Here is a 26,185-nt window from a genome sequence, read left to right on the forward strand (position 1 = left end):
TAATTCCTCCTTAAGTAGATGTATGAGTGTTCCCATGATGTCGCTGATGTCACTGATGTCACTGATGTCACTGATGTCACTGATGTCACTACTCTATTATAGACCTCTGCTCCCCATAGCTCAAACGCACCTTACGGAACGAAGCAAAAAACCTCCTGATCGCTCAAACCGTGAACGAAGGAGGTTTTTATCCATGCGCGAATTAGATTAATAAGGGCTCTCGATCTTCATAATATCCATAAAAGGAACCTTCGTGACGCTGCCCATGTATTCCACATGAACCTTCTTCGTCCGAGAATCGAGCGTTGTGATTACGCCCCGTACCCGCTCTTCCGCAGCCCATATCGTGAGCAGCAGCTCCGTGCCTTCCTGCTTAGCCTCTACCAATCGTTCACCCAGCTCCTCCAGCTCGAATTCATCTCTGGTCGGCCGCTTTGGTCCTTTTGCCATTTCAATTCCCTCCTGCTATGTATGGCAACTCGGATTTGCAATAAAAAAGAGTCCCTCCGCTCCGAGGAGACCCTGATTCGATCCTAATAAGTTACGCGAATACCTCTATTATAGCATGTACCCATTTAACTCTGTTAGCGGGAATAAGAGTAAATCAAGCCACCACTCAGGAATGGCCGGATTGCTCCGATTTGGTGGTGGTTAGGTCGGGCTTCGGTTTGCCCTTCCCCTTCCCTCTTATAGAAGACAAGCCCATCAGCAAAATGGGAAGCACTAGACACATCGTGATGTCATACGGCGCCCAATAATATTTAATCAGATTATTGTAGACCACGATATTGGGAGTACTGACAACGGAACCAACAAGCAGAATCATCGCAACCGGAATCGTCAGCATCTTGCTTTCCTTTAAGCGGAATAGCTGCTCGATGCTTTTGATGATCGCAAAGAAGATCAGCAGCGTTTTAAAGTAAACGGTAGTGATCCACATAAAAGTAAGGATGGCCTCCATGCGCTCCAAAAAGCTTCCCACCATAATTTTCTGCGCGAGAATAAAGGTGGGATAGTACTTCGTTTCCATCAAGCTCGAGCCTAGCACGAACACGCAAAGCAAAACCGTGATAAACAATATCAGTCCGCCGATCACCAGTCCTTTGAGCAGCGGCTTCAAAGCTGTCTTATTCCCTCTCAGATGCGGAGCTACGGCTAGGATGATAATGGTCTCCATAAAAGGAACAGCCGTGGTAAGGGGCAGCCCCCTCCATATCGGAGTGAAGCCCTCGGCTAAAATCGGCTCCATCTTCGCAACATCGGCCTGCGGCAGAAGAAAGACGACCATAAACATAAAAAACAGCATAAAAAACGGAAACAAAATCTCACCCATGCGGGCGAAAGTCTCCACCCCTAATCGGTAGGCAATGATAACGACTGTCAAAAAGAGAATGAACACGGCATTGGCAGGCGTTTCCGGCATCAGCTGCGTCGTAATGAATTGGGTCATCTCGCTCGTCAACGTTATATGCAAGTAAATGTAATAGACGATAAAGAGCAAACAAATGATGCCGCCGACAGCTTTTCCAAGCGTTTGCTGCACGAAAGCAGTCAAGCTGGCTCCCTTCATTCTTTTGATCAGCAGCCCGTAAAAGGCTCCTATTCCAAGACCGATTAAGCAGCTGATTAACATCGTTATCCATGCGTCTTGCATCGAATTAGCTGCAATGATCGTAGGGAGAATGAGTATGGAGTCACCGACGGTGCATAAGATGACCAAAATCATGAATTGCCTAGCTGATACTTGACCGTTATCCCTTCCTATGCGATCACTCATTTCTACTCCTCCTCCATGATCCTTGCTGCTGGGCGTCACGCAAACATTCCATAAACCGCTTTAAGCAGCAGAAACGGATTGGGCAGCTTTGCTTCCATGACAAGGGCGCCATACAAACCTGTGCCGAGCAGAAGCATTATCACAAATACGACCATCTCTTTTTTGAGCTTCTTCTCCTTAAGCTTCGGCAGCTCCCACCAAGCTACACATGCCGAAAAAGCCAATATGCCCATTAAAGCTGACAACGCTGATGCCTCCTGCCTGACAACGGTTATTTCATCGTCGTGTTGCCTGTCGTGCCTGTTTTGCGGATGTTTACTTCAATATCGTAGTACAGCTTGACCGCCTGAAAGCCTTCATCGCCCCAAGCTTGCTGCATCGACTTCCATTGTTCCGGGTGCTGCCTGCCAAGCGTGCTGCCGAGTCCAAATATATCTGCTTTAAGCTTCTTTGCACGTTTAACCGAAGCATCCGCATTGCCCTGTATGACCTTCTCCACCTGCTGCTCCAGCTTTTCAATGACGGCAGGATCAGTAAGATTTACGTCCTTGCAGGACCGATCTACGATATTTGCTTCCGTTTGGAAATGAATATGAGCGATAGGCACACCATCCTGAACGTTCATTTTGATGCGTGACTCGGATGACGTGATTTCAATTCCCATGTAGTTACGTTCATCACAACGCAGCTCGACCGAGGTGCTGTCCAGTTTGTTCGTTATATCGGTATACCCTTTGCTTTCCCTCTCATTTAACCAGCCGACAAGCTTATCTTTTTTGAAGGCTGCAATGCCCGTATAGCGAAAGTGGCCGAGAGGCAGGAACGTTTCCACATTTTCCTTCGATTCCGCTTTTTTCTGGCTGCCGAGAATTTGGATGCCGGTGAGGGCAAGCTCCTTGCCATCATCAGAGAGTGCATTCAAAATATCGTCCATCGTGACCGATACAGTCGGTGCCCAAGATTTCTCGGAGGTCTCAAGCGATCGCAGCATGTTTTGGGTAGGCAGCTTCTCCAGAGGCGTATAGATTTTCAAAATATCCTCAGCCTTGGTGCCTTTGGCAACAACGACATTAAAGTCCATGCGCGCTTCATTGTCCCGCAGTGTATTATCTAGAAAATTTCGTATACCCCGTCTGGCAAGACTTTCGCCGATCACGAAAATTTGCAGATGTCCGATGTATACCTTGCGCGGAGCCTCTGCGGTGACGGAGCGGGCGGCCTCGAACATCGTCTTGCCCCTCCCTTGGTAAAGCGTGCTCGGCGGCCGATCCCCGCCTCTTCGCTGTGCTGATATTTCGCTCGGATTCACAACCTGGAACGATACGAGGTATTCCCCGTCCACCCAATCGACGCCTACTCGGAGAACGATCAGCAGATCATTTAGCTCTCGCCTGCTCCAGCAGCCTGTCAGAAGGAGCAGGCACAATAAGATCATCATTGCTTTATGCAGCATCTCGCTTATGCTCCTTTCCGCCTGCCGCAATCACTTCTGCTGCCTTGTTCGGTTGCTCTTCTGCGAGCTGCTTGGCCGATTGAACGAGAGCCAGCGCGGCAGGCGGATGAGCGCATCCTCCTGCTCTGACGCGATAAAAGGGCCAAACGGCGCCATATACGGCTCGCCAAAAGATCGCAGCGAGCATAGATGCAGCAATAACGTAAACAACCCCATAATAATGCCGAATAACCCGAAGCTCGCCGCGAGTGCCATGAATGCAAAACGCAGCATACGGACAGGTATTGACATACTATATGCCGGCACCGTGAAGGTCGAGATTGCAGTGACGGATACGACGATAACCATCGCAGCGGAGACGATTCCCGCTTCTACGGCCGCTTGGCCGATTACGAGCGTGCCGACGACAGATACGGCTTGTCCGATTGCCCGCGGCATTCGAAGACCTGCCTCCCTCAAAATCTCGAAGGTGATCTCCATCGCTATCGCCTCAATGAAGGCAGGAAAGGGAACTCCTTCACGCTGAGCGGCCAAGCTGATTAATAGGGATGTGGGCAGCATATCTCTATGGAAGGTTGTGATAGCAATATATAAAGAGGGCAGCAGCAGCGAGACAAATCCGCTGACAAAGCGCAGCAAGCGAAGCAAGCTCGCGTATAGGGCCCGCTGATAATAGTCTTCCGTCGACTGCACGAAGCTGACGAATTGGGTAGGCACCACCAGAACGTTGGGTGTGCCGTCGACCAGAATAGCGACTTTCCCTTCGAGCAATTGCGCAGCAACGCTGTCGGGGAGCTCTGTGTTGTACACCGTAGGGAAAATCGAATATTTAGCGTCCTCGATATGCTCCTCGATGTAGCCGCCTTCCAAAATGCCATCTAATGCAATAGATCCAAGCCGGGTCCGAACCTCTTGAATGACGGAAGGCTTCGCAATGCCATTCAAATACATGATCGTGACATCGGTTTTCGTAATGCGGCCAATCGGCATGGTCTCCAGCCATAATCGCGGATCCTTAATCTTCCTTCGTATGAGCGATGTGTTCACGCGAAGCGTTTCGGTAAAGCTTTCCCTCGGCCCCCGAATGGACGTCTGATTGGTTGATTCCGTAACGTCTCTGCCTTTCCATTGGCGGATATCCACCCGGTATGCCCGATCGCTGCCTGCTAGAAAGATAATGGCTTCTCCCGACAACAAAGACTGATAGAGCTTGTCCAAATCAGACACAATGTGAATGGAGCCCATCGCGGCAATCAAGCCTTCGATGATATTTATTTTGCCAACAGAATCTTCGTCAATGCCCAGCTTTTCTTGAAGGGATCGATTCATCACGTCAAATATATAAGTATTAATAATCGCGGCATCCGACATGCCGTCAATATACATGATTGCGGCAGCGGGCAGCGGGCTTCCCTCGCTGCGAATTTCCCGGACAACGATATCATCGCTGCTGCCCATTTCGTGCATAATCGTTTCTATATTTCGTCCGATATCATCTAACAGCGGAGCACTCTGCTGTACCTGCTTGGATAACTGGTCTAATGGTTCCTTTGTAGGTTTGATCATGGGCTGTCGTCCCCGCTTCTGTTGTCTCTTCCCATTATGACCACCTTGCAATCGGGATAAACACAACAAAAAGCCATCAGCAGGGACAATGTCCCCGCTGATGGCTTTCCAAAACGATTATGAATGCTTAATGCCAATCGTCACGATTTCACACGGTCCTACAGACAGCTGATACGAGGCTTGCCCTTCAAGCACTTGCCCTTGCTGCTCGAGCACGTCGCTTTTATAAGCCTGTGCGATGGCTTGCGAAGCATCGCCTGCAGCTAGCTTCAGCTCAGCAGCTGAAGGCAGCATATTATACCATCTGAGCATCATATCTCCGGATGGCTCATTCACCTTTAAGGAAGAGAACGCAAGCGCGCTTCCTTCCCAGCCAAAGAGCGCGCCGGCTGATGCCAGCTTGCCTTCGTGAACGTCAGTAGCACTGACTGTCCAAGGTACTTGGAACTGGTAGGCAGCCGCAAAAGCACCTGATTCTGCACCGTTTCCGCTATGCGGAATGATGCTGATGCTGAAGCTTTGCTCACCCAGGCATTGCGCTTCCGGCGTAGGGAATACTCCCCAATCGCCTAGCTCTGCAACGGAGCGAAGCAGTGTAACCGCAATCGTATTCCGTCCGTCACGCAGCACTTCGTATTCGTTCAAGCCGAGGTTCGCAACCGTCAAGCCTGCTTGCTCGCCGCTCACATCAACGAACGCCTGCTGATGCTGCGCATTGCTCGGGTTTACCCATTCCGCGGCCGGCTCGTTGTCGCGTTTTGCAATTTCAAATATCGCATCCGCTTGATGGGCTGCAGCAGCTAGATCGGTTGGGAACAACACCCGTACACGGTGATCTTTGGCTTGGTTGTTAAAGGATGATTTCCATTCCAGGCTTTGCCCGCCGCGCGTAAGCGAAATCTCCGTACGAATCGTAAGCGGCACCGTATGTGCCGTACGCTGCGACTTCCGCTCAGGGAAATAGACAGCCTCGCGCTTCTCGATCTCGAATTGCTCATCAGCCGAAGCAGGTACCGCCCATTCATGAACGATGGCAAATGTTGCCCGGTAAGGCGTATTTTCCACAAGCTCAATGCTTGCAGGCAATCCTTTAGTCGTTAATGCCTGTTCGCCATCTGGCTGCTTGTACATATATTCATTGCCGATATCGCCTGTATTCTCATAAACGCCAAGGTCTTGATAAGCTCGGCCATTGCGTTTATCCAGCAGGCTAAACGATCCATCGCTTGCTACGTCAACCCGCAGCCATTCGTTCTCAAGCGCATGCTCGCCGGCAAACAGTGTTTGTCCCTGCTCCTGCTCTGCTTTTGCAGCCCGAACGTAAGCGTAGGACGCGAAGCCTAGCGCAGCAACCTGCTCCGCTTCGAACGTCAGCTTAACCCGGCGGCTCATGTACGGCTGACGGAATTTGTCATCTGGCAAGTCATAGCCAAATTGCAAACCTAAATCTTCAGCTGTATGCGGGATTGCCGTGCCGCTGCGATCAACAAGCGTTCTGCCTGTCACATCGACCGCGTACATGTTTTGGTTCATTTGATCCAGCGGCAAACCGTCACGGAAATAAATGCGTTCGATATCAAGCTCAACCTCGACGACACCTGTGCGGTTCCAGCCAGTCGTGTTGAATACAACTAGCGGCAATGCAGCTTCGCCATATTGATCGAATACCGACGTATCCACGTGATCCGCGATCACTTTTTTGCTGTCGTCGATGATCGATTCCGCAACATGGCGGCTTTTATCAAAGCGCGTAATCATTTCACGGTGAACCTCATCCACGCTGCAGCCGCAAATGCTGTCATGCGGGTGGTTCTGCATCAGTGTTTTCCAAGCATACGTAAACAGGTGATGCGGATATTCATGGCCCAGTGAATAAGCTAGCGTTGCCAGCGGCTCAGCGACCTTCTCCAGCATCGCTTGGCCAAGCTGGTTCATCTGCTTCAAGTACACGCGGGCAGAAGCCGTATTCACGAGCGTGGACCAGCCGTCCGTGCGCTGACTGCGAAGCTCCCCTTTGACAACCGACAGCTCGCGGGTAAGCGAAGCATTAACGGAAGCCAAATAATCATGGAAATTAGAGTGGATAAACTCCGTTTCCGGGAAAAGCTCTCTTGCCGTCGCAAGCGCAGCAGACAAATCCTGTTGAATCGGCTGGTGGTCGCAGCCGTTCATGAACAGCAATTGTCCCGTTGCCGCATATTTCTCTGCTTCCGCAAGCTTCCGCTCCCAATATTCCTTCGCGCCCGCCTCATCCGTCGGCACTTCCATGCCGTTGCAATACCAATTCGCGAACAGGACGCCCAGCACGCGTGAGCCGTCCGGACCTTCCCAGATCAGCTCGGAGAAAGAGGATTCATAGTCGGAATCCGCTACGGTGTTATTGAAGCCCGTTGGCTTCACGCCTCTTCCGAACACGGCGTTGTCAATGCCGGCTTGGCGCAAAATTTGCGGGGCTTGTCCGATATTCCCGAATGTATCAGGGAAATAGCCGACTTTGGCAATCGTACCGTAACGCCCAGCATCCTGATGGCCGATTTGCAGATTGCGTATATTCGCTTCACTGCTCGTCAGGAATGCATCCTGCAGGATATACCAAGGACCGATTGGAATCCGGCCTTCTTTGATATAGCGCTCCAAGCGTTCGCGGTTTTCCGGTCGAACCTGCAAATAATCCTCAAGAATAATCGTTTGGCCGTCCAGGTAAAAGCTTTTAAAGTCTGGATCTGTATCTAGTGTATGAAGCAGCGTATCCATCAATTTCACGAGCAGGACATGATGCTTCTCATATGGCAAATACCATTCTCGGTCCCAGTGGGTATGCGAGATGATATGGGCTGTTCTTTCATAGGTCATTGCTGAACACCTCTTCTTCTTAATGTTCGTTAGCCGGCAGCACCGACACGTTCACCTGATTCGGCCGATAGACGGACAATAGCTGCCCGCTTTTGTTCACAGCGAATAATACGGAACGTTCCTTCTCCAGCGTGAACGCGTAGCGAACGCCAGTTGCGGGATCCTGCACCTCAATTTCGACATCCAAGCTGAACTCGGATACGAAGGTAAGCAGCGCTCCTTCTTGGAAGTTCAGCTTGCGGCCATATACGCCTGGGAAGTTGCCCCCTTTAATCCAGTGCAGTTCCTCTCTGCAGCCCGAGGACTGAAGCGCATATTGATAGATCGCTGAGATCGGCTCAATGCGATCATTCAGCTCTACGGGAAGCGGGCACCAAAGTATTCGTCCCTTGCCATGCGGAAGCTCAATAAGCTGGTCGGCTTCGGCACTGCCCGAATGAAGGCGCGCTTCCTTCCATACTTCTGCAATTTTGCGGCTGCCATAAGATACCGGCAGCAGTCGATTGCCAATATGGAGCAGCTCCTCGCGGCGTACATTGACAAGCTCGCGTGTCCCAAACAGCTCCGAGTGCCGCTCGACTGGACGCCAATAGGCATCCAAGCTGGTTGGACCTGTTAGCAGCAAAGTCGCACCTGTACGTTCAATATAAGCCAGCAGCTGGTCGAATGCGGCATCGTCCATATTATGCGCGCTTGGCACAATGACCAGCTTAACCGGCGTTGCTTCCAGCTCGTCCAAATGATATTCGCTTACTCCGCGGAATGGCTTATTCAGCTCATACGCAAGCACACGAGTCGCTTTCGTCGTTGCGTCGAAAGCCAGCTTGCGATTGGAGAAATCATTCGAGTACGGGAAGACTACGACGGTGTCTTCAAGCTCGCGGCCTTGGAACAAATCTCTAATTTCCGCCATAAATGTGCCGAAATCGTAGGAAACATCGGCCTCCGGCTTTTCCGTACCGTCTGCCCGAAGCGCACCGATATGCGATTCATTCGCGTTGTCCATATAATAATTGGTATTCCAGATCCATTGCACCGCACCTGCCCCGCCTGTCGCAAAGGCATAGGCATACTTGCGCTCAAGAATGCTGCGCAGCTCCTCCTCGGAACGTTTGGCGCGGCCATCCGGCGTTTCGACGTACATAATGCCGGTTTCCTGCACGAGATTAGGCTTATCCGCGGTCTTGGCAAAGATGCTGTCCCATACCAGATGGTCATTCAGCCACCACGAATGCACGGTCGTATAATCCACAACTTCACCGTAGAAGAACGGGGATGGACGCTGCGCGCCAAGTGCTTCATCCTGTCCGACCGTCACCATGTGATCCGGACATTCCTCTTTAATCGTCTTATATAGCTCAGCTGCCCATCGATTGTGCATATCCATGGAGAACAGCACGTAATCAAGCCAGCGGGTACCCTTCTTGCCTTGATGCATATCCTGAACGTCGAAATTGATTTCCTCCGGCTCGGGCGGTACAGCCGACTCAAAGCTTGGCAGCTGGTCCGGCGTCATGTTCCACAGCTTCTGCAGCCGCTCCACTGACCCATGGCGCTCTTGCAGCCAAGCCGCGAAAGCGGCCTTCTCGAAAGGATCGCGAGCCGATCTTGGACCATCCGAGAAAATGCGCGGCGGATCGAACATCGAAGGCTCATTGATCAGATCCCAATCCACATGCTTCGACTGCTTATGGCGAGAAATAATAGAGCGGATAAACCGTTTCTGCGCTTCAACGCTCCGCGGATCAAGGTAGGGGTTCTGCCCTTCCCACGTTTCCGGCGTAAACGAGAAGAATGTAAACGTGACCTGCAGATCATGGCGCTTCGCAGTAAGCAGGAACGCGTCGATCGAGCGAAGCGCCTCCTCCGAAGCATGTCCGTCTACTTGCATGACATTCCGATAGGCCGTCCATATGCCGGTTCTGATCCAATTGATGCCCGCTTTGCGCATCTGAGCCATATCCCGATTCCATACAGAAGCGTTCGGCAGAAATAAAAACTTGCGCGCAACGTCCGAGGTCATATAAGTCATGCCGACAACCGGCATCGGGCGGCCATCCTTGATGAAATAATCGCGCTCGCAAGTGACGGGGCTGCCCTCTTCGAGCAGTTCCGAGTCAAAGCCCCAGTAGCCTTGGCGAAGCAATCGCACTTCGCCCGTGGACGATTCGGCTTTGCATTCTACGTTGTAATAGCCGCTCTCAATGGTAAGGAGTACCGGCAAACGCGTGATGATCTGGCTGCCGGACGCATCGATTTGCACCTGAGTTGTCCAGCTCTGCTCAGGCAAACGGTCATGCTGAACCTTAATCGAGAAGCTCCAGCTGGGGCTTGCAGGCGTTTGTACCGCATGGCGGCCAAGCTGCTGCACCTGAAGCGTTAGAAGCGCCCGCTCGCCAGGCTCATAGGATGCGTAATTGGGCTTCAGCCAAAGCTCGGTTACGCCGGCTTCGCAGAATGTGATCCAACGTCCAAGCTCGACAGCTCCTCCCGATTGCCAGAACAGCTCGGTAAGCGGCTGGTTGACGAAGAGCCAGCGGGCTCCCGCGAACATGCCTTTCGTGTTCTCCCAGAGCACGACTGGTGCGGCAACTTCTCTTCCTTCCGCGGATATGCCCTTCAGGAGCGGATACAGCTGCGCATCCATTGGTCCTGCGGAGCCCATTTGATGAGGCAAGTCGCTGCTTTTTGTTACATGGGGCACCATATTCCATGTGCTTGCAACCTCAAACAGCGATTCTTTGCCTTCCAGCAGAGGAATATCATGCATTGCAGACAGCGTTTGGACTTTCGCTGCGCTTACAGGCAGCATTTCATGGATGTGAAGCTCGCGGTGGTACGCTGTTTGCTCATTCTCTGCCACCCAGCTGCCGTCTTCCGCACGCATGACAGGGCGCTTGAACGGCGCCCCCCCGATACTGATCAAGCCGCCTCCGCGTTTTAGAAACGCCAATATTTCTCCCCATGCTTCCTTAGGAAAAAATGGCGCATGCAGATTGACGAAGCTTCCTCCCTCTGCTGCCTGCAGCGCTTTGGCTAAGCCCGACGCGCGAACGACGTTGCCAAGCTTAAGCAATTGCCCTTCCGTGCCTTCGCTAAGCTTTGAATCAAGCGGAAAGGAAGAATCGTAGAAAATAACCGTGTTCATGCTCATAGAAGCTCATCCTTCATCGCCTTGTAGACGAGCTGTGCGAATAGGCTGTTCGACCAAGCGAACCATTTGCGCGTGAATACAGTCGGATCGTCGGCGTGGAAGCCTTCATGCATATAGCCGGTATCGCCGTCTGTCGCTTCCAGCATCGCGATTAAGGCAAGCTTTTCTTCGCTGCTGATCGCTGTAATCCCTTGCATCGACAACGCCATATGCCAGATATAGCCTGGAGGCGTATGCGGGCTTCCGATTCCTTTTGCCGCGCTTCCTTCGTAATAGAATGGGTTGCTCTTGCTGAGCGCAAAGCTTCTCGTATTCTGGTAGATCGCATCATCGGCAGTCGTATAGCCGAGGTAAGGAATGGACATCAAGCCAGGCGTGCCTGCATCGTCCATAAGGCAATAGTTGCCGAAGCCATCCGTCTCATAGGCATAGATCGGACCGAATTCAGGATGCTGATAAATGCCGTACAGCTGAATGCCGTGGTCCACATCGTCTTCCAGCTTCTTAAGCTCCTTAACGAAGTCCATATCGCGGAATACCCATTCTGCAATATCTCTCATCTGGCGCAGCGCAACGACGGCAAACATGTTCGCCGGCACGTTGTAATGGAAATCACAGGCATCGTCGCTCGAACGGAAGCCCGACCAGATCATGCCCGTATAATTGATTGGCATGCCTAGTCCGTCATTACGGAGTGAATCGGTAGGAATGCCGTTATCCCGTACAAAACGGTAAGGCGACTGCTCGAAATGGCGCTGCTCGGTTTTCCATAGCTTAACGATGCTGCGCATCGCTGCTTTAAAGCCGGAATCAAAAATATCCGTTAGCTCGGTTTCCTTCCAGTACGCATGAGCAAGACGGATGGAGAAGCAAATCGAATCCAGCTCGAACTTGCGCTCCCATACCCATGGCGACATATCGGTCTCGTCCGTCGTGTTCCAGTGCCAATCGTTATCGATTTCGTTAAATGCATTCGCATAGGGATCGATTTGAATATAAGCCATATGGCGCTTGACCAAGCCGCCGATGATGCGCTGCAAATCCTTGTCCTCTTTCGCGAGGGGAACGTAATGAATAACCTGCTCTACGGAGTCACGCAGCCACATCGCAGGAATATCTCCCGTAATGACAAAGGTTGTACCGTCATCCATCAGCTTCGTGGTTGTTTCCAATGTATTTGGGAAGCAGTTCTTAAACAGCTGAAGCAGCTTCGGACGATGGGCAAGCTTCTCTTCTGCTTCTTTCAGCACGTCTTGTACCGCCTGCGGCAGCGTAAGCTCCGGCATCGGTATTTTGGGTAAACGGAATTGTTCCATAATGGTTATGCTCCTTTAGAGAGGGATTCGTAATTATTCCTTAACGGCGCCAACCGTCAAGCCTTGAATGAAATAACGCTGGAAGAACGGATAAGCGAACACGATCGGGCCCGTTGCGAGCACGACCATCGCCATACGCGACGTATCCTGCGGCATCGATTGCAAGACGCCCATGCTAAGCGACGCATTTTGCGAGTTTTGCATAATGAATTGCATGCTATTTTCAATCCGCATCAGCATTGACTGAAGGGGCACTAAATTCGGCGTGTTAATGTACAGCAGCGCGTTGAACCAATCGTTCCAGTAACCGAGCGTGCTGAACAAGGCAATCGTAGCGAGGCCGGGCAGCGATAAAGGCAGCACCAGCTTGAAGAAAATTCCGAACTCTCCAGCGCCGTCGATTTTTCCTGATTCGATAATCGCGTCAGGCACCATGGTCGAGAAAAACGTACGAAGTATCATAATGTAGAAGGCGTTGACCGCTAGCGGCAGAATAAGCGCCCAGATTGAATCCTTAAGTCCAAGAAGCTGCGTAACGATAATATAGGTCGGCACAAGGCCGCCGTTGAACAGCATGGTGAAGAAGGCGAAAAAAGCGAAGAAGTTGCGGTATTTAAAGCTGTGGCGCGAAATCGCATAAGCGAATAGTGCCGTAAAGACGACACCGATAACCGTGCCGATAAGCGTAACCGCAATCGTCACCCCGTAAGAGCGAAGAAGCTGGTCCCCAGCCTTGAACAAATAGGTGTACGCCTCAACGCTCCATTTTTCGGGAAACAGCTGATAGCCGTTCTTCGCTAGCGTAGACTCATCTGTAAATGAGATGACCGTAACGAACAAAAATGGAAATACGCAGAGTAGTGCAAAAATACCGGCTACAGCATGAAAAGCTATATTCCAAACCGGTGTCAGTCTATGAAAATCGCGGCCTTTCGTCGTTTGTGCGGACACAACGGTTTCCTCCCTTCGCAATGCGAGCATATCAGGCCATTTGGCCCGCATATTTAGAACAGCGCATTGTCTTTATTGAATTTGCGTACGATACCATTTGATGTAATGACAAGGACAAAGCCGATGAGCGATTGATATAGGCCCGCAGCCGTACTCATCCCGATCTCGCCTGTCGATTTAAGCCCGCGATACACATAGGTGTCGATAACGTTCGTCACGCTGTAGAGCGTTCCCGAATCACGAGGGACTTGATAGAACAGACCGAAATCCGCATAGAAAATTTTCCCGATGGCAAGCAGGGTCAATATAGTAATGAGCGGCGTCAGCATCGGGATCGTAATGTTCCGGATCTGCTGCCATTTGTTCGCGCCGTCGATCATAGCGGCCTCATAAAGCGATTTATCGATACCCATAATGGCTGCCAAATAAATAACGCTGTTATAGCCGACCGATTTCCATAAAAAGACGACGACGATAATAATCGGCCAATAGGTAGGGTCCGAGTACCAGTTCATCGGATCAATGCCGAACCAGCCCGCTACTTGGTTAACGACGCCGCGATCCAAGCTTAGGAAGCTGAATACGAAATAACCGACGATTACCCACGATAGGAAGTAAGGCAGGAACATGCCTGTCTGATAGACCTTCGCTAGCCGCTTATTCGTAATTTCCGCGAGCATAATCGCCATTGCAACGGCAATGACCAGTCCGAGCACAATGAAGAAGATGTTGTAGACGACCGTATTTCGCGTAATGATATAAGCGTCGTTCGTACTGAATAGGAACTTGAAGTTTTGCAAGCCGACCCATTTGCTTTCAATGATGCTTGCCAGGAATCCGTCACGGCTGTAGCGGTACTCCTTGAACGCGATAACCATCCCTGCCATCGGCAGGTAGGAGAAGAAGATGAACCATAATGTCGCTGGCAGTACCATGATCAGCATTGCCGCATTTTTGTTGATATTTTTGAAAAATCGCCCAAAGGCTCCCATGTGATCACCTCTCTGCTGTCAGATTAATGAGAGAAGGTATGAATCGGATGCCAAGCATCCGCCTCATACCTTCCCCCCTTGATTACTTGTTCGCGGCTCTCCACTCGTCAAGTTGACGCTGCGCTTCAGCCATAATTTTATCTAGGCCGGCTGCTTTGAATTTCTCGTTTGCACGAGCAAGGTAGGTTTCTGGATCAACGGTACCTGTCATAAGAGCTGCCCAATATTCTTCTTTTACGTTGTTCACGGAAGCGATCTCCGTCGTTACCTTCGAAGTATCGAAGTTGAAGCCTAGAAGAGGCGCTTCTACACCTGCATCGTTAAACTTTTTGAACTCTTCCCATTTGTTCGTTGGGTCAGTCGTGTTCAAGTATGTCAGCATAACGTTACCTAGCGAGAAGGTAGGCATATCGTAGTTTTTCGACTCATCCAGGTTTTCCATTACGTTGTCGCCAGCTTTTTTGTAGTGAACGTCTTCGATTCCGGAATCAACCATGTTGCGAAGTACAGGATCTGTATTCAGCAGGTTAAGGAATTCCATCGCTTTCTCCGGATATTTGGAGTTAGCCGAGATCGCTTGCATAGAGCCCATTACAGACCAGTTGTAGATAAGCGCGTCACTTGCAGGTGTAGATACGACAGGATAGCCGTAGCTTGCCGACCAAAGGTTGTCAGCGAAAGGCTGTGATGTCGCGCGGTCCGCGAACCATTTGCCAGTCGTTTGCACGTCTGTCATCGAATCCATTGTTGCAGCTTCAGTCGGAATGTAGCCTGCTTTATAATATTTGTGCATCGTGTTCAGGATTTGCTTCATTTCCGGCGTGTCCAGCACGTTTACGATTTTGTAATCGGTTGTGTCCAGCGATACTGCCATTGGAAGCTTCTCGATAACATAGTCGTAAGGCACGTAAGGCATTTGGTTTTTGTCAACGGCGAACGGATAAACGTCCGGCTCGTTTTCTTTAATTGTTTTGAGCAGCGGCTCTAGACTTTCAAGCGTATACACCTTCGAAGTGTCCAGCTTGTATTTGTCGACGAACTGCTTGTTGAAGCGCCATACCTCTTGGGCAGGAAGCTCTTTATTAGCCGGGATGCCGTAGTTGTGGCCATCGATTTTGGAGCCTTCAAGGAATGCAGGATCAAGCGTGTCAATGATGCCTTGTCCATGCTCCTTCAGCAAATCGTCGACTTGCATGAAAGCGCCTTTTCTTGCGCTTTGCACGTAATCGAATGCCCATGAAGATGTAAACATAATGTCAACCGCTTCACCGGAAGCCGTCATAACCTGAAGCTTCTGGGAATAATCGCCCCAGTCGATCATGTTCATCTTGATCGTAACGCCGATTTTCTCAGCCGTATATTTGCTTACTTCAGCCATAACCTTGTCAACGTCTTTCTGCGGCGTACCGATTGTGTACCAGATCAGCTCAACCGGCTTCTCAGCAGTGCCTTCCGAGCCCTCGTTTTTGCCGCCTCCGCAGGCGCTAAGCACGATCGACATGACCAGCAGCAGCGAAAGTGCCATTGTAAAGCTTTTTGTCTTTCTACCCATTTTGTAAATCCTCCCCGTATTGTGTTTCGAAGCAGAATCATGATGTATAAGCATACGCTTACTTTATTGCCAGCCCTCTTCACGTCCTGTGATAAAAGGCCTAATCTAAAAATAACGGATGTAACGATTTTCAAATAGGCAACAAACTAAAGGTATGCTGTACAAATTAAAGAAAAAAGGACAGCTCCGCCTTTCATTAGAGCAGTCCTTTATAATCGGTCGGTGAAATTCCTACGTATTTCTTAAACTGCTTGTAGAAATAACCGGTCTCCCAGTAGCCAACCTGCAAGGCAATTTCTTGTACCTTTAATTGCGTTTCCTTCAGCATTTCCTTCGCTTTGCCAATCCGGTATTTATTAATGTACTCGGTAAAGGTCTCATTCGTTTCCTTCTGGAACAGATGCCCGAGATAGACGGGATGTATGTTGTACTGCTGGCTCAATGATTTCAATGACAGCGCCTGAGCGTAATTTTCATGCACGTAACCGAGCAGCAGCTGTATGATGGGGCTTTTCACGTCACGCATTAATGAATCGACGGTTAATGTCGCTGCTTCTTTCACGACGGCAGCCAAGCCTTCTATCGTCTCGGCCTGCATCACTTGCGCGAAGCCTGCCTTGTAGAGCTCCGGCTGATCCGCTTGCTTGATTTCTTTGAGCTCCATCTTGAAGCGAATCATCATCTCGATCGCCATGCTCTGAATATAGGCCGGCGTTACGCCTTCCAACAGCTGGTAGCGCTCGAACTCCACGTCGATTGCCGCATGAAGCTGCTCAAGCTCCTTCGCTTTGATCAGCTTGGAGAAGTCGGTCCAATCCAGCGGCTGAGCCGTCGTATTCTCGATGCCGCCCCGCTGTGAAAGCTCCTCGTAATCGACGATTGCCGGCTCATCCAGCAGCAAGAAGTACTCCTGCGCCTTTTTGGCATGGGCATAGCTTTGCGGCGCTCCATCTCCCATTTCCTGCACGCTTCCGAGCGAAATGCGCAGCGGATTGGGCTCCAGCCGCTTTTGCATGCTTTCCAGCACGTCCATCGCTTTCTTTTTGCCCGCTTCTGGCTCGTCAATCAGGAACACGATAACGAGGTCACCGTCAATGTCGACGAAAGGCAGCATCGTCTTATCCAGCACCGCAAGCCGCTGGGCAGCTTCATAGGAAGGCTCGAACTGGCTTTCTGTCCGAAGCACCGCGGTGACAAGATAGGGAGCATCAAGCCTGATGTCCAGCATATCCGTACGCTCGTTCAGCTCGTTCGGCGCTATCCGCCCCGTTAACCACCGATATAAAATATTATCCCTCAAAATCCGAATATCATAATCGCTGAATAAACGATCCGGCCGAATCGTATTCAGCTTATCGATCGTATTAGCCAGCGTCTCCTGAAGCTCGTCGATGTTAATCGGCTTAAGCAAATAATTTTCCACGCCAAGCTTCAAACCGGACTTGATATAATCGAAATCATTAAATCCGCTTAAAATAATGACTTTAAGATCCGGGCGGAACAGCCGCGCCTCGCGAATCAAGGTCAAGCCGTCCATGATCGGCATGGAAATGTCCGTGAGCAAGATGTCCGGCGCGGATTCCTTGAGCGCTTCGAGTGCATCCTGCCCATTCTCCGCCGAGCCGACGATCTCCAAGCCAAACGCCGACCAATCGATAATATCGTACAAGCCCTCAATAATGAACGGCTCGTCATCTACTACAAATACCCTATACATGCTGCATGTCCTCCGTGTTTGGAAATTCAAGCGTCACGATCGTGCCAACGCCAGGCGTACTCGTAATTTCAAGACCGTAATCCGCGCCGTAAAGCAGCTTCAGCCGTTCATGGACACTTCGCAGGCCGAAGGATTCACCGGTCTCCTCTACAGCATCAAGCGACTGGCGAATCGCGTCCAGCCTGCCTGCTTCTATCCCGCTGCCATTGTCGTCTGCCTGAATGCGAATCCGCCCTTCAACCTGAGAGACGCTAATGCGAATATGGTTATCCGGCCTGCGCGGCTCTAGCCCATGAACGACGTAATTCTCGATGATTGGCTGCAGTGCCATTCGCATAATCCGCCTGTTTTCCAGCCCATGCTCGCAAGCAATGTCATAGGACAGCTTGTCCTTGTAACGAATGCGGAATAACTCCAGATAGAGGCGCGAGGTTTCAAGCTCGTCCTTCAGCGTATTTTCGCCTTTCGGCTGCACGAAGCTTTTGAACAATACCGACAAGCTGTAGATCATCTCCCCGACATCCTTCGCGCCCTGCGAAACCGCCCGCATGCGAATAACCTCAAGCGTATTGTACAGAAAATGAGGATTGACCCTCGCCTGCAGCGCGGCAAGCTCCGTATGCTTTTGCTTGATTTCGGCCTTATAGACGCTATCGATATGACGGGACAGCTCATCAAGCATGTCGTTGAAGCTGCGCGAGATTTGACCGAGCTCGTCCTCCTTCTCGTCTTGGATGCGCGCGGACAAATCACCGTTCTCCACCTTGCGCATGAACCGAATGATCTTATTGGTGCGCTTGGCGAAATTAATAACAACGAGCACAGGGACAAGCAGCACCATGACGATGCAGATTGCGCTAATCAAAATAATCGTGCGCTTCAGCCCCGCATACGCAGCTGCCACCTCTGCTTTGGGCGCAACGCCCACGACAAGATAGCCTGCTTGGTTTTGTGTCAGCGTCGTTACATAAGACTCCTGCTCAAGCATCGCCGTATTGTATAAGGAGTCGATTTGATCCGTATAGGGATATCTCACGCCGTAATACGTATCCGAGGAGTCGAACAGCACCTCTCCGGCCGGACCGAGCACAACGATATAGCCCTTTAACTGCTCCTTATAGCTGTCCAGCGCGTTCTTAATCYGGTCTGAGTTGAAATAGACAAGCAGCTGTCCCAGATTTTTTAGCGTATTCTTATCCGTGACTGGCACTCGCATCGCATACAGCTTCGGATCCTGCTGGTCGATTGCATTGCGGACCCAGGCGTTCGGAACCGATACCATTGTATTCTCAAGTGCCATCGCATCAGGAATATACGAATGGGCGGCATTGGTGGAGACCAGCTTCGTCACATGCCCCTGTTTGTAGGCAAACAGGAACTGCCTCTCTGAGCTGTAGAGCATCAAGTTCTCAATATCGGGATCGCCATCCAGCTTGTTCTCGAAATAATCGAGCCCCTTAGGCAAATCAATGTTCGTATCGTCAGCATATTGATCCAGTTGGTAATTCATGTAATCCTCAAAGGGATGCTGCAGGAAATAAGCGAGATGGAGCGATAAGGATTCATTGCGGTAGACGTCCAGCATCGTGGACTGCACCGATTCATATTTGCGGGTCATGTAGCTGTTCACGCTCTCCATTGCCTTTTTCTGATTTTCGAGCTCATTGCGCACGATCGATTCCGACATGACATTGAACATAAAATAAGAAAAGGTAACGATGGTCACCGTCGTGATGAGTGCAAACAGCAATATCATCTTCATGAAGAGATTATTTTTGACATAGTTGTCGTACAAGCTTTTTGCTTTCAAAATAAGCTCCTTTCACGTGTCTGGCCCAAAGGCATGCAAGAACAACACGATATACGCTACAACGTTTAATAATACTTCACTATGTTTTGCGGACACAAGTGCCAGGCTCCTTGCGGGTTGGTTGAATGACGAAGCAGCATGGGCATATAATGTGGAGGTGAGGCAAATCGAAGGATTGGAGATGAAAGTATGACACTTGGCCAAATGATTCGAAATATTTCCATCGGTCTTATTATAGGTATTGTTGCAATTGGACTGCTTCCGTTTCTGGTCATTTTCAGCTGGGCTGAAATGCAGAGCCTAATCGAATTCGAAACCTCGCCGTTATTTATGATGATTGGCCGCTTTATTGGTCGCAAGACTTCAAAGGATGAACCGGTCACGCCGGATAAGCAGGAAGCGAATCACTGACGGAGAGCTTTCCGTCTTGCCGTTCGGAATGAACGGGATAAAGGGAGGCGTTCAGCCAGCCTCGGCTGCCTCCCTTGTCTTTCTTTCTCGCATAAACATGCCTTGTATAGTAAAATGAGCAGATGGAACACTATACGATTATGAGGTGCTCGAATGTCCATTAGTTTCACGACTTCCATAATAAGCCGTCTGAAAAGAGAAATCGCCGATCTCCAAAAGCAAAGCGCCAATGATAAGAGCAAGAGGGACAAGGCGCTTGCCAAAATAAAGCAATTGCAAAAAAGCAGCAAGCTCAGCTCCTCGCCGAGCGATCTTAGCAGCAAGCTGACACAAATAACGAAGCTTACCGAGGAAGCGGCTCGCATAGACGCTTCTCAAGCTGCGGCAGCCAAGCAGCTAACGGCAAAAAATGCCGAGCTCCGGCAGCAGCTTGCCAAGGAACAGCAGAAGGAATCAAAAGAGTAGCATGTAATGAAACGACCTATCGTCAGCTCTTAAGAGTCTGCGATAGGTCGTTTTCCGTTCATTCAAGAAGCTATGCTTTACACCTTGAGTCCTTTATATATCGCGTCAAGCAGCCGATGCGTCTCATCGCAGCTGTATTCCCAGAACATGACGCCGGCTAGTTCTTTGGCTTTCACATATTCGCATTTATGCTGCAGCGACTGCTCATCCTCATAGGAGATGAAGCTCGTTCCGTTGAACAGGTAAGGCGCCTTTGCTTCGTCATCCCAGTATCGTACATAGCCGTTCTTATCGATGTATTCCGCTGCAAGAGCCGTGAAGTCGGGGCCATATCCGCCGGTTCCGCCTGCCATTTGATGAAGCCCATTGGCATGATTGGGTACGCCCTGCCACTTCCGAGAATAAAATGCTGCGCCAATGACGAGCTTCTCCTTCGGCACGCCCGCCCGAATAAACAGGTTAACAGAGGCTTCTACGCTGATTCGGAACAAATCGCCTGTAGGCGTAAACAGATTCGTATGATGACCCGTAAGAATTTGGAATCCGCCGCGCATGTCATAGGTCATGAGTTGAACAAAATCCAAGTACGAATGAACCTGATCCATCTCCGTCCCGTCTACATAATATTGATCAGCGCCAGCAGCAATCGTGAGCAGGTAATGCCGCCCGTCATTCGCCCCTTTATGGTCCAGCGCTTCACGCATTGCCTTGAGCAAGAGGGTGAAATTTGTTTTGTCAGCTGGGCTGGACGCAATGCCCGCCTCGCCGTAGCAAGGATATTCCCAGTCGAGGTCAATACCGTCGAACGGAAACTCCGTCAGTACCCGGATCGCCGAGTCAGCCATGCGCGCTCTTCCCTCCACCGTCGCCGCCGCCTCAGAGAATCCGCCGGCGCTCCAACCGCCGACGGACAACAGCAGGGTAAGATCGGAAAACTCCTGCTTTATTATGCTGAGCGCATTCTTATGCTTCAAATGCTCTGTTGTAATCTCGTCGCCGCGCAAATGACCGAAAGCCACATTCAGATGGGTAAGCTTCATCAGGTCTTCCCGCGTCATATCTGGCAGCTTCGAATCGGCAACATAGCCAGCCACGATGTATTTCCGTTTTGTCATCATGTATCACTCCGTTTCGAACGTATGGGGGACAGGCTTGTTAACGCACGCAATGCTTCTTTCCCGATTCCGATTTTGTAGCCGGATGCCGTATATCGGATTTGAGCCTGGCTATCCAGCACGAAGAGATGCGGAAAACCTGCTTCGCTTGCCGGCGGCTGGCTTATGAAATCCGGCAATGACGCGTAAGAGGAGGCCCGAACGAATTGTACGCATGACGGCAGGCTCTTATAGCTGTCAGGATCGAATGACGCGGTCCATTCTGAATTGCCGACGATGAGAATAATTGGCGCTCCAAGCTCTTCCAATGGCTCGATTAACTCGCCGATTTCACGGATCAGATGCTTGGTTGGCTCCCGTTCCGGCTCCAGCCACGCTACAATGGCACCATTCGTGCCAATGAACTCTCTTAGCGGTTTATCTATGGTACCTTCAAGCAGTCTGAACGCCTCGCTTTGGTTCATCGTCCCTAATAGGGGCATCTCGAGTTTCGCCTCGCGGAAAGTAAGCGGAATAACCGTCTCCTCTCCGGCTTGGACCGAGAAATACGTGAATCTCGCGTGCACGGTTCCATCCTTCAGACGAATGCCTGACGTCAATCGGTACGCGCCTTCTTCCACCTCGAATGCTTCTTCGTACACATCCGTTTTCCCGTGAGGATAGACCAGTGTTTTATATTTGCCGTTCTCCAGCCTCGCGATTGTGAAATTCTCAGAATAAGCGGCTGCAGGCATATCGTCGTTCGGCTCACTGTTTCGAATAAGCTGCAGGCTGCCGTTAGCCTTTATGCTCGAAGAGTCTTCATTAGCTAATGGGGCATCCTGCCAGCTGCCGTTTGCCATATATTGCGGCTTTTGCTCGCTTGGGTGAAGGCGCGCCGGTATGCCTAAGCTGCGGCAGATCGCCACGAACAGTATCGCAATCGAAACGCGGTCCCCGAGCTTAAGCTCGAAGGTGCCAACCGGATTCCCTTTGCCCTTGAGATTCGGGAGGTCCTCCCATATCCCCCAGCCCGCTTCTAGGCTGCGGGCAAGCTCTGCAGGATTTTCACGGAATAGCCGGATTTCCTCTTCTGTGAAGCAATCTTGAAAGAACCGCCGATATGGCACGATCATTTCATACAGTACGCGCGGACAAAGCACATAGCTGACGAAAATGTCTTCCGAAAGCTCTCCGCGCTGCGTTAATGAGCCGATCAAATGATCGTCAAGCGTAGGGCCGAACGTATCGACAAGATCTTTTTCATTCAAGCTCTCCAGCAAGCGAAGCGGCCATTCCCCGTAATCAGCGGCTTGCTTCCGCAGAAAGGCGGCGATCACCCGGCTATTGCCCCGCGCTTTGCGAAGCACCTCCCATACCCGCTCGGAGGGTAGCCCTTCCTCCTCGGCCAGCTCCCGCGCTTGCTCTTCGTTTAGAAATGATCGCTCGTAACTGCCTCTAAGTCTCGTTCCTTCATCAAGACGGAGATTATGGCGCTGAATGGCATCGTCAGGAAGCGGGTCGGCTGACTCGCCGCCGCGTTCTGGAGGAGGAACCATGTCAAGATCAACGCTTCCGATCTGCTGCATTGTTTCATTTATAACCAGTTCAATTCGGTTGCCGTCCGATACCGCTATCTTCTTCTCGCCCCAGCTTCCGTCCTTTACGGCACGAATCATTAATTCGCCAAAACCCGTCTTGAATGAAGCCTCGCCCTGCTCGTTCGTCCGGAGCACCGCAATCGGGTAAAATTCGGCCATATTGTACAGCTCGAAATAGACATATGCGTCTCTAACCGGCAGGCCCTGCCCGTCTGTGACATGGACGTTTATCGTCCGCGTCGGTGCATACCCCTCCAGCAAATTAATTTCCGTAAACCATTCATCGCTTAGCGTAATGTCTTCGGGCCCTGGATAATCGGCGAAAATTCGCGTATTAATAAGCATCGCGCGCCGAGCAGGCGGGCTGAACCACCCTTGGTCCAGCCGTGCTTCCGGCTCGCAAGCGCCGATGTAATGCCAGCTTCCGTCTGCCCAGGCTTCAACCCAGGCGTGATTATCGTCACAATGTGCCCAGCGAGGCGTGTAAACCTGGCGGGCAGGAATGCCAATGCTGCGGAGTGCAGCAACCGCAAGCGTAGATTCTTCCCCGCAGCGGCCCCGCGCATTGCGAATCATCGTCAGCGGAGAGACCGTTCGCAAGTCGCTTCCGATATAGTTCGCCTTCTCATGGCACCAATAGTTCGTCTCCAGAATCGCTTCCGCCATGGACAAACTCGCCGTGCGATCCGCCAATGCGCTATATAGAATCCCGCGGGAATCCTCTATATTCTCCGTATTCACGCGGTAAGGCAGCACAAAGTGCAGGAAGAGATGATCGGGAACACGATCTCCCCATGGCACCTTCCTCCGAATCGCCAACGTTCGGCGCACATGACTGAGAAACAAAGCACCGTCATAGTCGGCCAAGTCGTTGACAGGCATATAGGCGAACAAATATTTGAGCGCCCATGCTTCCTCCTCAGTCAGCTTCATCTGAAAAATGTTGAACAGCTCATTCGCCCTTGCCGCGGCAAGCTGCTGCTTCTCCTGAAACTTTCGTTCAATCCGCTCCAGTTGATCTTGATCCAATGAAAAAACAGTGGTCTGCTGTGTCATATGTATTTACTCCTCCCATAGCTTTCCATCTTCTCTAATACAGAAGCGGGACTTCCCATCTATTGACGGCGCGGAGATCTGAAACAGGGAGCTTGTCGTCTCAATAGAGGGCACAATACTCCAATTCTCATCCTCGCTTATTAACGCGTAGAGATGCTCTGTAAATGTGCCATGACTGGCGTAATAATTGCGTTCACGGTAATAAAGCTTGCGCAGCTCCCACTTGATTCGTTCATCCTGCGGCAGCACAAACGAATTTGGCCCATCTTCACCTGCGAATACGACGTACCCCCATAGCTCTGGATAATGCATATTTACGAGCCCCATAGGAGACCAAACCCAATTATCCTCTGGGAAAGGCTTACCCGAATCCGGATTGATCACTTTCTTGTATTGTCCATCCTGCTCCTCTGCCTGCCATTCGACGCGCGAGAAATTCACGCGCCAGAATTGCCCTTCAGCCGGAGGCTTCGAATCCTTCGCGCATTCGCGCAGGCTGCTCCAAGGCATTGCCACCTCGATGCTCCACATGCGATTCGCCGCACCCGGTCGGTTCAATTCCCCGTCAATATGGACCGCCGTCAGAAGCCCGCTTATATCCCAGCCGTTCACAGGTGGCCCGCCATCGCGGTAAGGCTTTATGAGCAGCAGGTCCCACACGGTGTTCAGCGCGTTGATTTCAAACTCATAATAATGATGGGAGTCGCCATCCGGATCAATGAATATTTCAAAGTCATTGTCGTAGAATATGACCGAATCGCGATCCGTCAGCGTCGCCCATATTTGGTCTTCGATTAGTTCTGCTCCGAAATAAAAATAGTCATCGTCCCATAGCATTTTTACACGTGTCTGCTTCGCTGGCCGCGGACGGATATCTCCCTCGATATCAACGAAATCCTCCGTCCACTCTGCCGCTGTCCAGAACGGCTTATCCAAGCGGCCGTCAAGAGCAAGCTTCTCCGTCGCTCTCCGGCAAATATAATGCTTGGGAGCATATTCAATATTCGGCTCAGGCACTTGTCCTGCATGCATGCTATCTCCTCCGATTCTTCTGCTAATTAAGCTAGTTATGGGTGACAACCGCTCCTGATCCGCCGTACATTTCCAGCTCACCGTCCAGCTCCAGCTTGAGCACAGTCACCTGCTTATGGGTATCGTCAGCCGTCAATTGAATCCATGTAGTTCCGGGGATATTAAACCACGGAACCCCGCCATGCACCTCATGCGTCAGCTCTTTGCCTGAATGGAGCACCGTAATTTTTTCAATCTTGTTGCAAAGCCCCTTCAGGCATATATTCTCCTTCGGATCATCGTATATGAAGAGATATAGCGTCCTTCTATCCTTAGCGATCGTACTTCCGCCCAAATAATAACGGGTCATAATGCCTTCTTCCGTTCCGAATACCGCTTCCTCATGCGTTCGAATCCACTCGCCTAATCCGAGCAAAATATCCTCTTGCCGCTGATCGATCGTCCCATCTTCCTTGGGACCGATGTCGAGCAGCATATTGCCGCCCAAGGTGATGCAGTCGCAGAACATGCGGATAATCTGATTCAACGATTTATAATTGTGGTCATCCGGGACGTAGCCCCATGAGCCGTTAATCGTTGTACAGAACTCCCATGGCCCTTCCGGCCGTGTGATCGGAATGCCCTGCTCCGGCGTTTTGTAATCTCCATGCCCCTGAAGCCGTGAGTTAATGATAATTTCGGGGTTGAACGATTGGAGATAATGCTTGAATTCGGGCAAATGCCACTGCTCGGCGCTGCGTTCCCAATCCCCGTCGAACCAGAGCAGGTCCACCTTCCCGTAGTTCGTTAGAATTTCCCGCAGCTGGTCGTTGTTGAACTGCAGAAACTTCTGCCATTTCTCCTCATCCTGAACGCCGTCAACGGGGCTTGAATAGGGGTTCACTTGACTCAAGTCCTCCGGCGGTTTTCCTCCTTCGAATACGCTTGGATAGTCGGCATGCGACCAGTCGATCAACGAATAATACATGCCCAGCCGGATGCCTCTTTTCGTAACGGCCTCCGCATATTCTTGAATCAGATCCCGCTTCGCCGGCGTCTTCTTCACAACGTTCAAGTCGCTGTATGCTGTATCCCACAGTGCTACGCCATCATGATGTTTCGTCGTAAGCACGGCGTACCGAGCCCCGGACTGCGCAATAAGATCGGCCCATTTCTCCGCATCGAAGCTGGAAGCCGTAAATCCGTCCAGCTGTTTCATATAATCCTCGTATTTCATTTTCCCATTGTAGAAGGACCATGACTCTGCGACCCCATCGACCGCATAAATGCCGTAATGAATAAAAATGCCAAGCTTCGCTTCCTTAAACCACTCTTGCATTGCTCACAGCTCCTTTTCCTTATACGATCTTGCAGCTCTATGTCCAAATTGTAAATTTGTTGATATA

19 protein-coding genes are annotated in these 26,185 nt (G+C 50.9%); 2 read left to right on the forward strand and 17 right to left on the reverse strand.

Annotated features, from left to right (window positions below):
- Positions 1–207 precede the first annotated feature (207 nt).
- The 13 genes from AB4Z29_RS13475 to AB4Z29_RS13535 form a co-directional block, all read right to left on the reverse strand.
- Positions 208–450, reverse strand: a complete 243-nt coding sequence (locus AB4Z29_RS13475; protein WP_183562552.1) for a YolD-like family protein — start codon at positions 448–450, stop codon at positions 208–210.
- Between the two features lie 166 nt (positions 451–616).
- Positions 617–1,777 carry a GerAB/ArcD/ProY family transporter gene (locus tag AB4Z29_RS13480; RefSeq protein WP_441943569.1) on the reverse strand — a complete coding sequence of 387 codons (1,161 nt, stop codon included), beginning with the start codon at positions 1,775–1,777 and terminating at the stop codon, positions 617–619.
- Positions 1,778–1,812: 35 nt separating this feature from the next.
- Positions 1,813–2,022 carry a hypothetical protein gene (locus AB4Z29_RS13485; protein ID WP_441943570.1) on the reverse strand — a complete coding sequence of 70 codons (210 nt, stop codon included), beginning with the start codon at positions 2,020–2,022 and terminating at the stop codon, positions 1,813–1,815.
- Between the two features lie 26 nt (positions 2,023–2,048).
- Positions 2,049–3,230: a Ger(x)C family spore germination protein gene (locus tag AB4Z29_RS13490; RefSeq protein WP_441943571.1), complete on the reverse strand. Its 1,182-nt coding sequence runs from the start codon at positions 3,228–3,230 to the stop codon at positions 2,049–2,051.
- 30 nt (positions 3,231–3,260) lie between these two features.
- Positions 3,261–4,796, reverse strand: coding sequence for a spore germination protein (locus tag AB4Z29_RS13495; RefSeq protein WP_441943572.1), 1,536 nt, complete (start codon positions 4,794–4,796; stop codon positions 3,261–3,263).
- A 117-nt stretch (positions 4,797–4,913) separates the two neighbouring features.
- A complete protein-coding gene (locus AB4Z29_RS13500) occupies positions 4,914–7,649 on the reverse strand; it encodes an alpha-mannosidase (protein ID WP_441943573.1) in 2,736 nt (911 codons plus the stop codon).
- 19 nt (positions 7,650–7,668) lie between these two features.
- A complete protein-coding gene (locus AB4Z29_RS13505) occupies positions 7,669–10,803 on the reverse strand; it encodes a beta-galactosidase (protein WP_441943574.1) in 3,135 nt (1,044 codons plus the stop codon).
- Complete coding sequence (locus AB4Z29_RS13510; RefSeq protein WP_441943575.1) at positions 10,800–12,119, reverse strand: glycoside hydrolase family 125 protein; 1,320 nt, start codon at positions 12,117–12,119, stop codon at positions 10,800–10,802. The genes AB4Z29_RS13505 and AB4Z29_RS13510 overlap by 4 nt, the downstream gene beginning before the upstream one ends.
- A 33-nt stretch (positions 12,120–12,152) precedes the next feature.
- Positions 12,153–13,070: a carbohydrate ABC transporter permease gene (locus AB4Z29_RS13515; protein WP_415839987.1), complete on the reverse strand. Its 918-nt coding sequence runs from the start codon at positions 13,068–13,070 to the stop codon at positions 12,153–12,155.
- A gap of 53 nt (positions 13,071–13,123) precedes the next feature.
- Positions 13,124–14,062 carry an ABC transporter permease gene (locus AB4Z29_RS13520; protein WP_183562534.1) on the reverse strand — a complete coding sequence of 313 codons (939 nt, stop codon included), beginning with the start codon at positions 14,060–14,062 and terminating at the stop codon, positions 13,124–13,126.
- A gap of 82 nt (positions 14,063–14,144) precedes the next feature.
- Positions 14,145–15,614, reverse strand: a complete 1,470-nt coding sequence (locus tag AB4Z29_RS13525) for an ABC transporter substrate-binding protein (RefSeq protein WP_441943576.1) — start codon at positions 15,612–15,614, stop codon at positions 14,145–14,147.
- 196 nt (positions 15,615–15,810) lie between these two features.
- On the reverse strand, positions 15,811–17,331 hold the full coding sequence (locus AB4Z29_RS13530) for a response regulator (RefSeq protein ID WP_441943577.1): 1,521 nt from the start codon (positions 17,329–17,331) through the stop codon (positions 15,811–15,813).
- Positions 17,324–19,141 carry a sensor histidine kinase gene (locus AB4Z29_RS13535; RefSeq protein ID WP_441943578.1) on the reverse strand — a complete coding sequence of 606 codons (1,818 nt, stop codon included), beginning with the start codon at positions 19,139–19,141 and terminating at the stop codon, positions 17,324–17,326. The genes AB4Z29_RS13530 and AB4Z29_RS13535 overlap by 8 nt, the downstream gene beginning before the upstream one ends.
- Positions 19,142–19,330: 189 nt before the next feature.
- On the opposite strand from AB4Z29_RS13535, the gene AB4Z29_RS13540 reads away from it, so the two are divergent.
- Both AB4Z29_RS13540 and AB4Z29_RS13545 read left to right on the forward strand, forming a co-directional pair.
- Positions 19,331–19,552: a hypothetical protein gene (locus AB4Z29_RS13540; protein WP_441943579.1), complete on the forward strand. Its 222-nt coding sequence runs from the start codon at positions 19,331–19,333 to the stop codon at positions 19,550–19,552.
- Between the two features lie 153 nt (positions 19,553–19,705).
- Positions 19,706–20,017: a hypothetical protein gene (locus tag AB4Z29_RS13545; RefSeq protein ID WP_441943580.1), complete on the forward strand. Its 312-nt coding sequence runs from the start codon at positions 19,706–19,708 to the stop codon at positions 20,015–20,017.
- 77 nt (positions 20,018–20,094) lie between these two features.
- Here the strand turns inward: AB4Z29_RS13545 and AB4Z29_RS13550 are convergent, their stop codons facing one another.
- The 4 genes from AB4Z29_RS13550 to AB4Z29_RS13565 are packed head-to-tail and all read right to left on the reverse strand — an operon-like array spanning position 20,095 to position 26,118.
- A complete protein-coding gene (locus AB4Z29_RS13550; RefSeq protein WP_441943734.1) occupies positions 20,095–21,132 on the reverse strand; it encodes a glycoside hydrolase family 18 protein in 1,038 nt (345 codons plus the stop codon).
- A complete protein-coding gene (locus AB4Z29_RS13555; protein WP_441943581.1) occupies positions 21,132–23,768 on the reverse strand; it encodes a transglutaminase domain-containing protein in 2,637 nt (878 codons plus the stop codon). Before AB4Z29_RS13555 ends, AB4Z29_RS13550 begins: the two co-directional genes overlap by 1 nt.
- A 6-nt stretch (positions 23,769–23,774) precedes the next feature.
- Positions 23,775–24,800 (reverse strand): carbohydrate-binding family 9-like protein, encoded by a 1,026-nt coding sequence (locus AB4Z29_RS13560; protein WP_441943582.1) that lies wholly within the window; start codon positions 24,798–24,800, stop codon positions 23,775–23,777.
- A 31-nt stretch (positions 24,801–24,831) separates the two neighbouring features.
- Positions 24,832–26,118 (reverse strand): alpha-L-fucosidase, encoded by a 1,287-nt coding sequence (locus AB4Z29_RS13565; protein WP_441943583.1) that lies wholly within the window; start codon positions 26,116–26,118, stop codon positions 24,832–24,834.
- Between the last annotated feature and the right edge of the window lie 67 nt (positions 26,119–26,185).

Origin of the sequence: Paenibacillus sp. 2TAB23 (assembly GCF_052115165.1) — a bacterium.
GTDB lineage: Bacteria > Bacillota > Bacilli > Paenibacillales > Paenibacillaceae > Pristimantibacillus.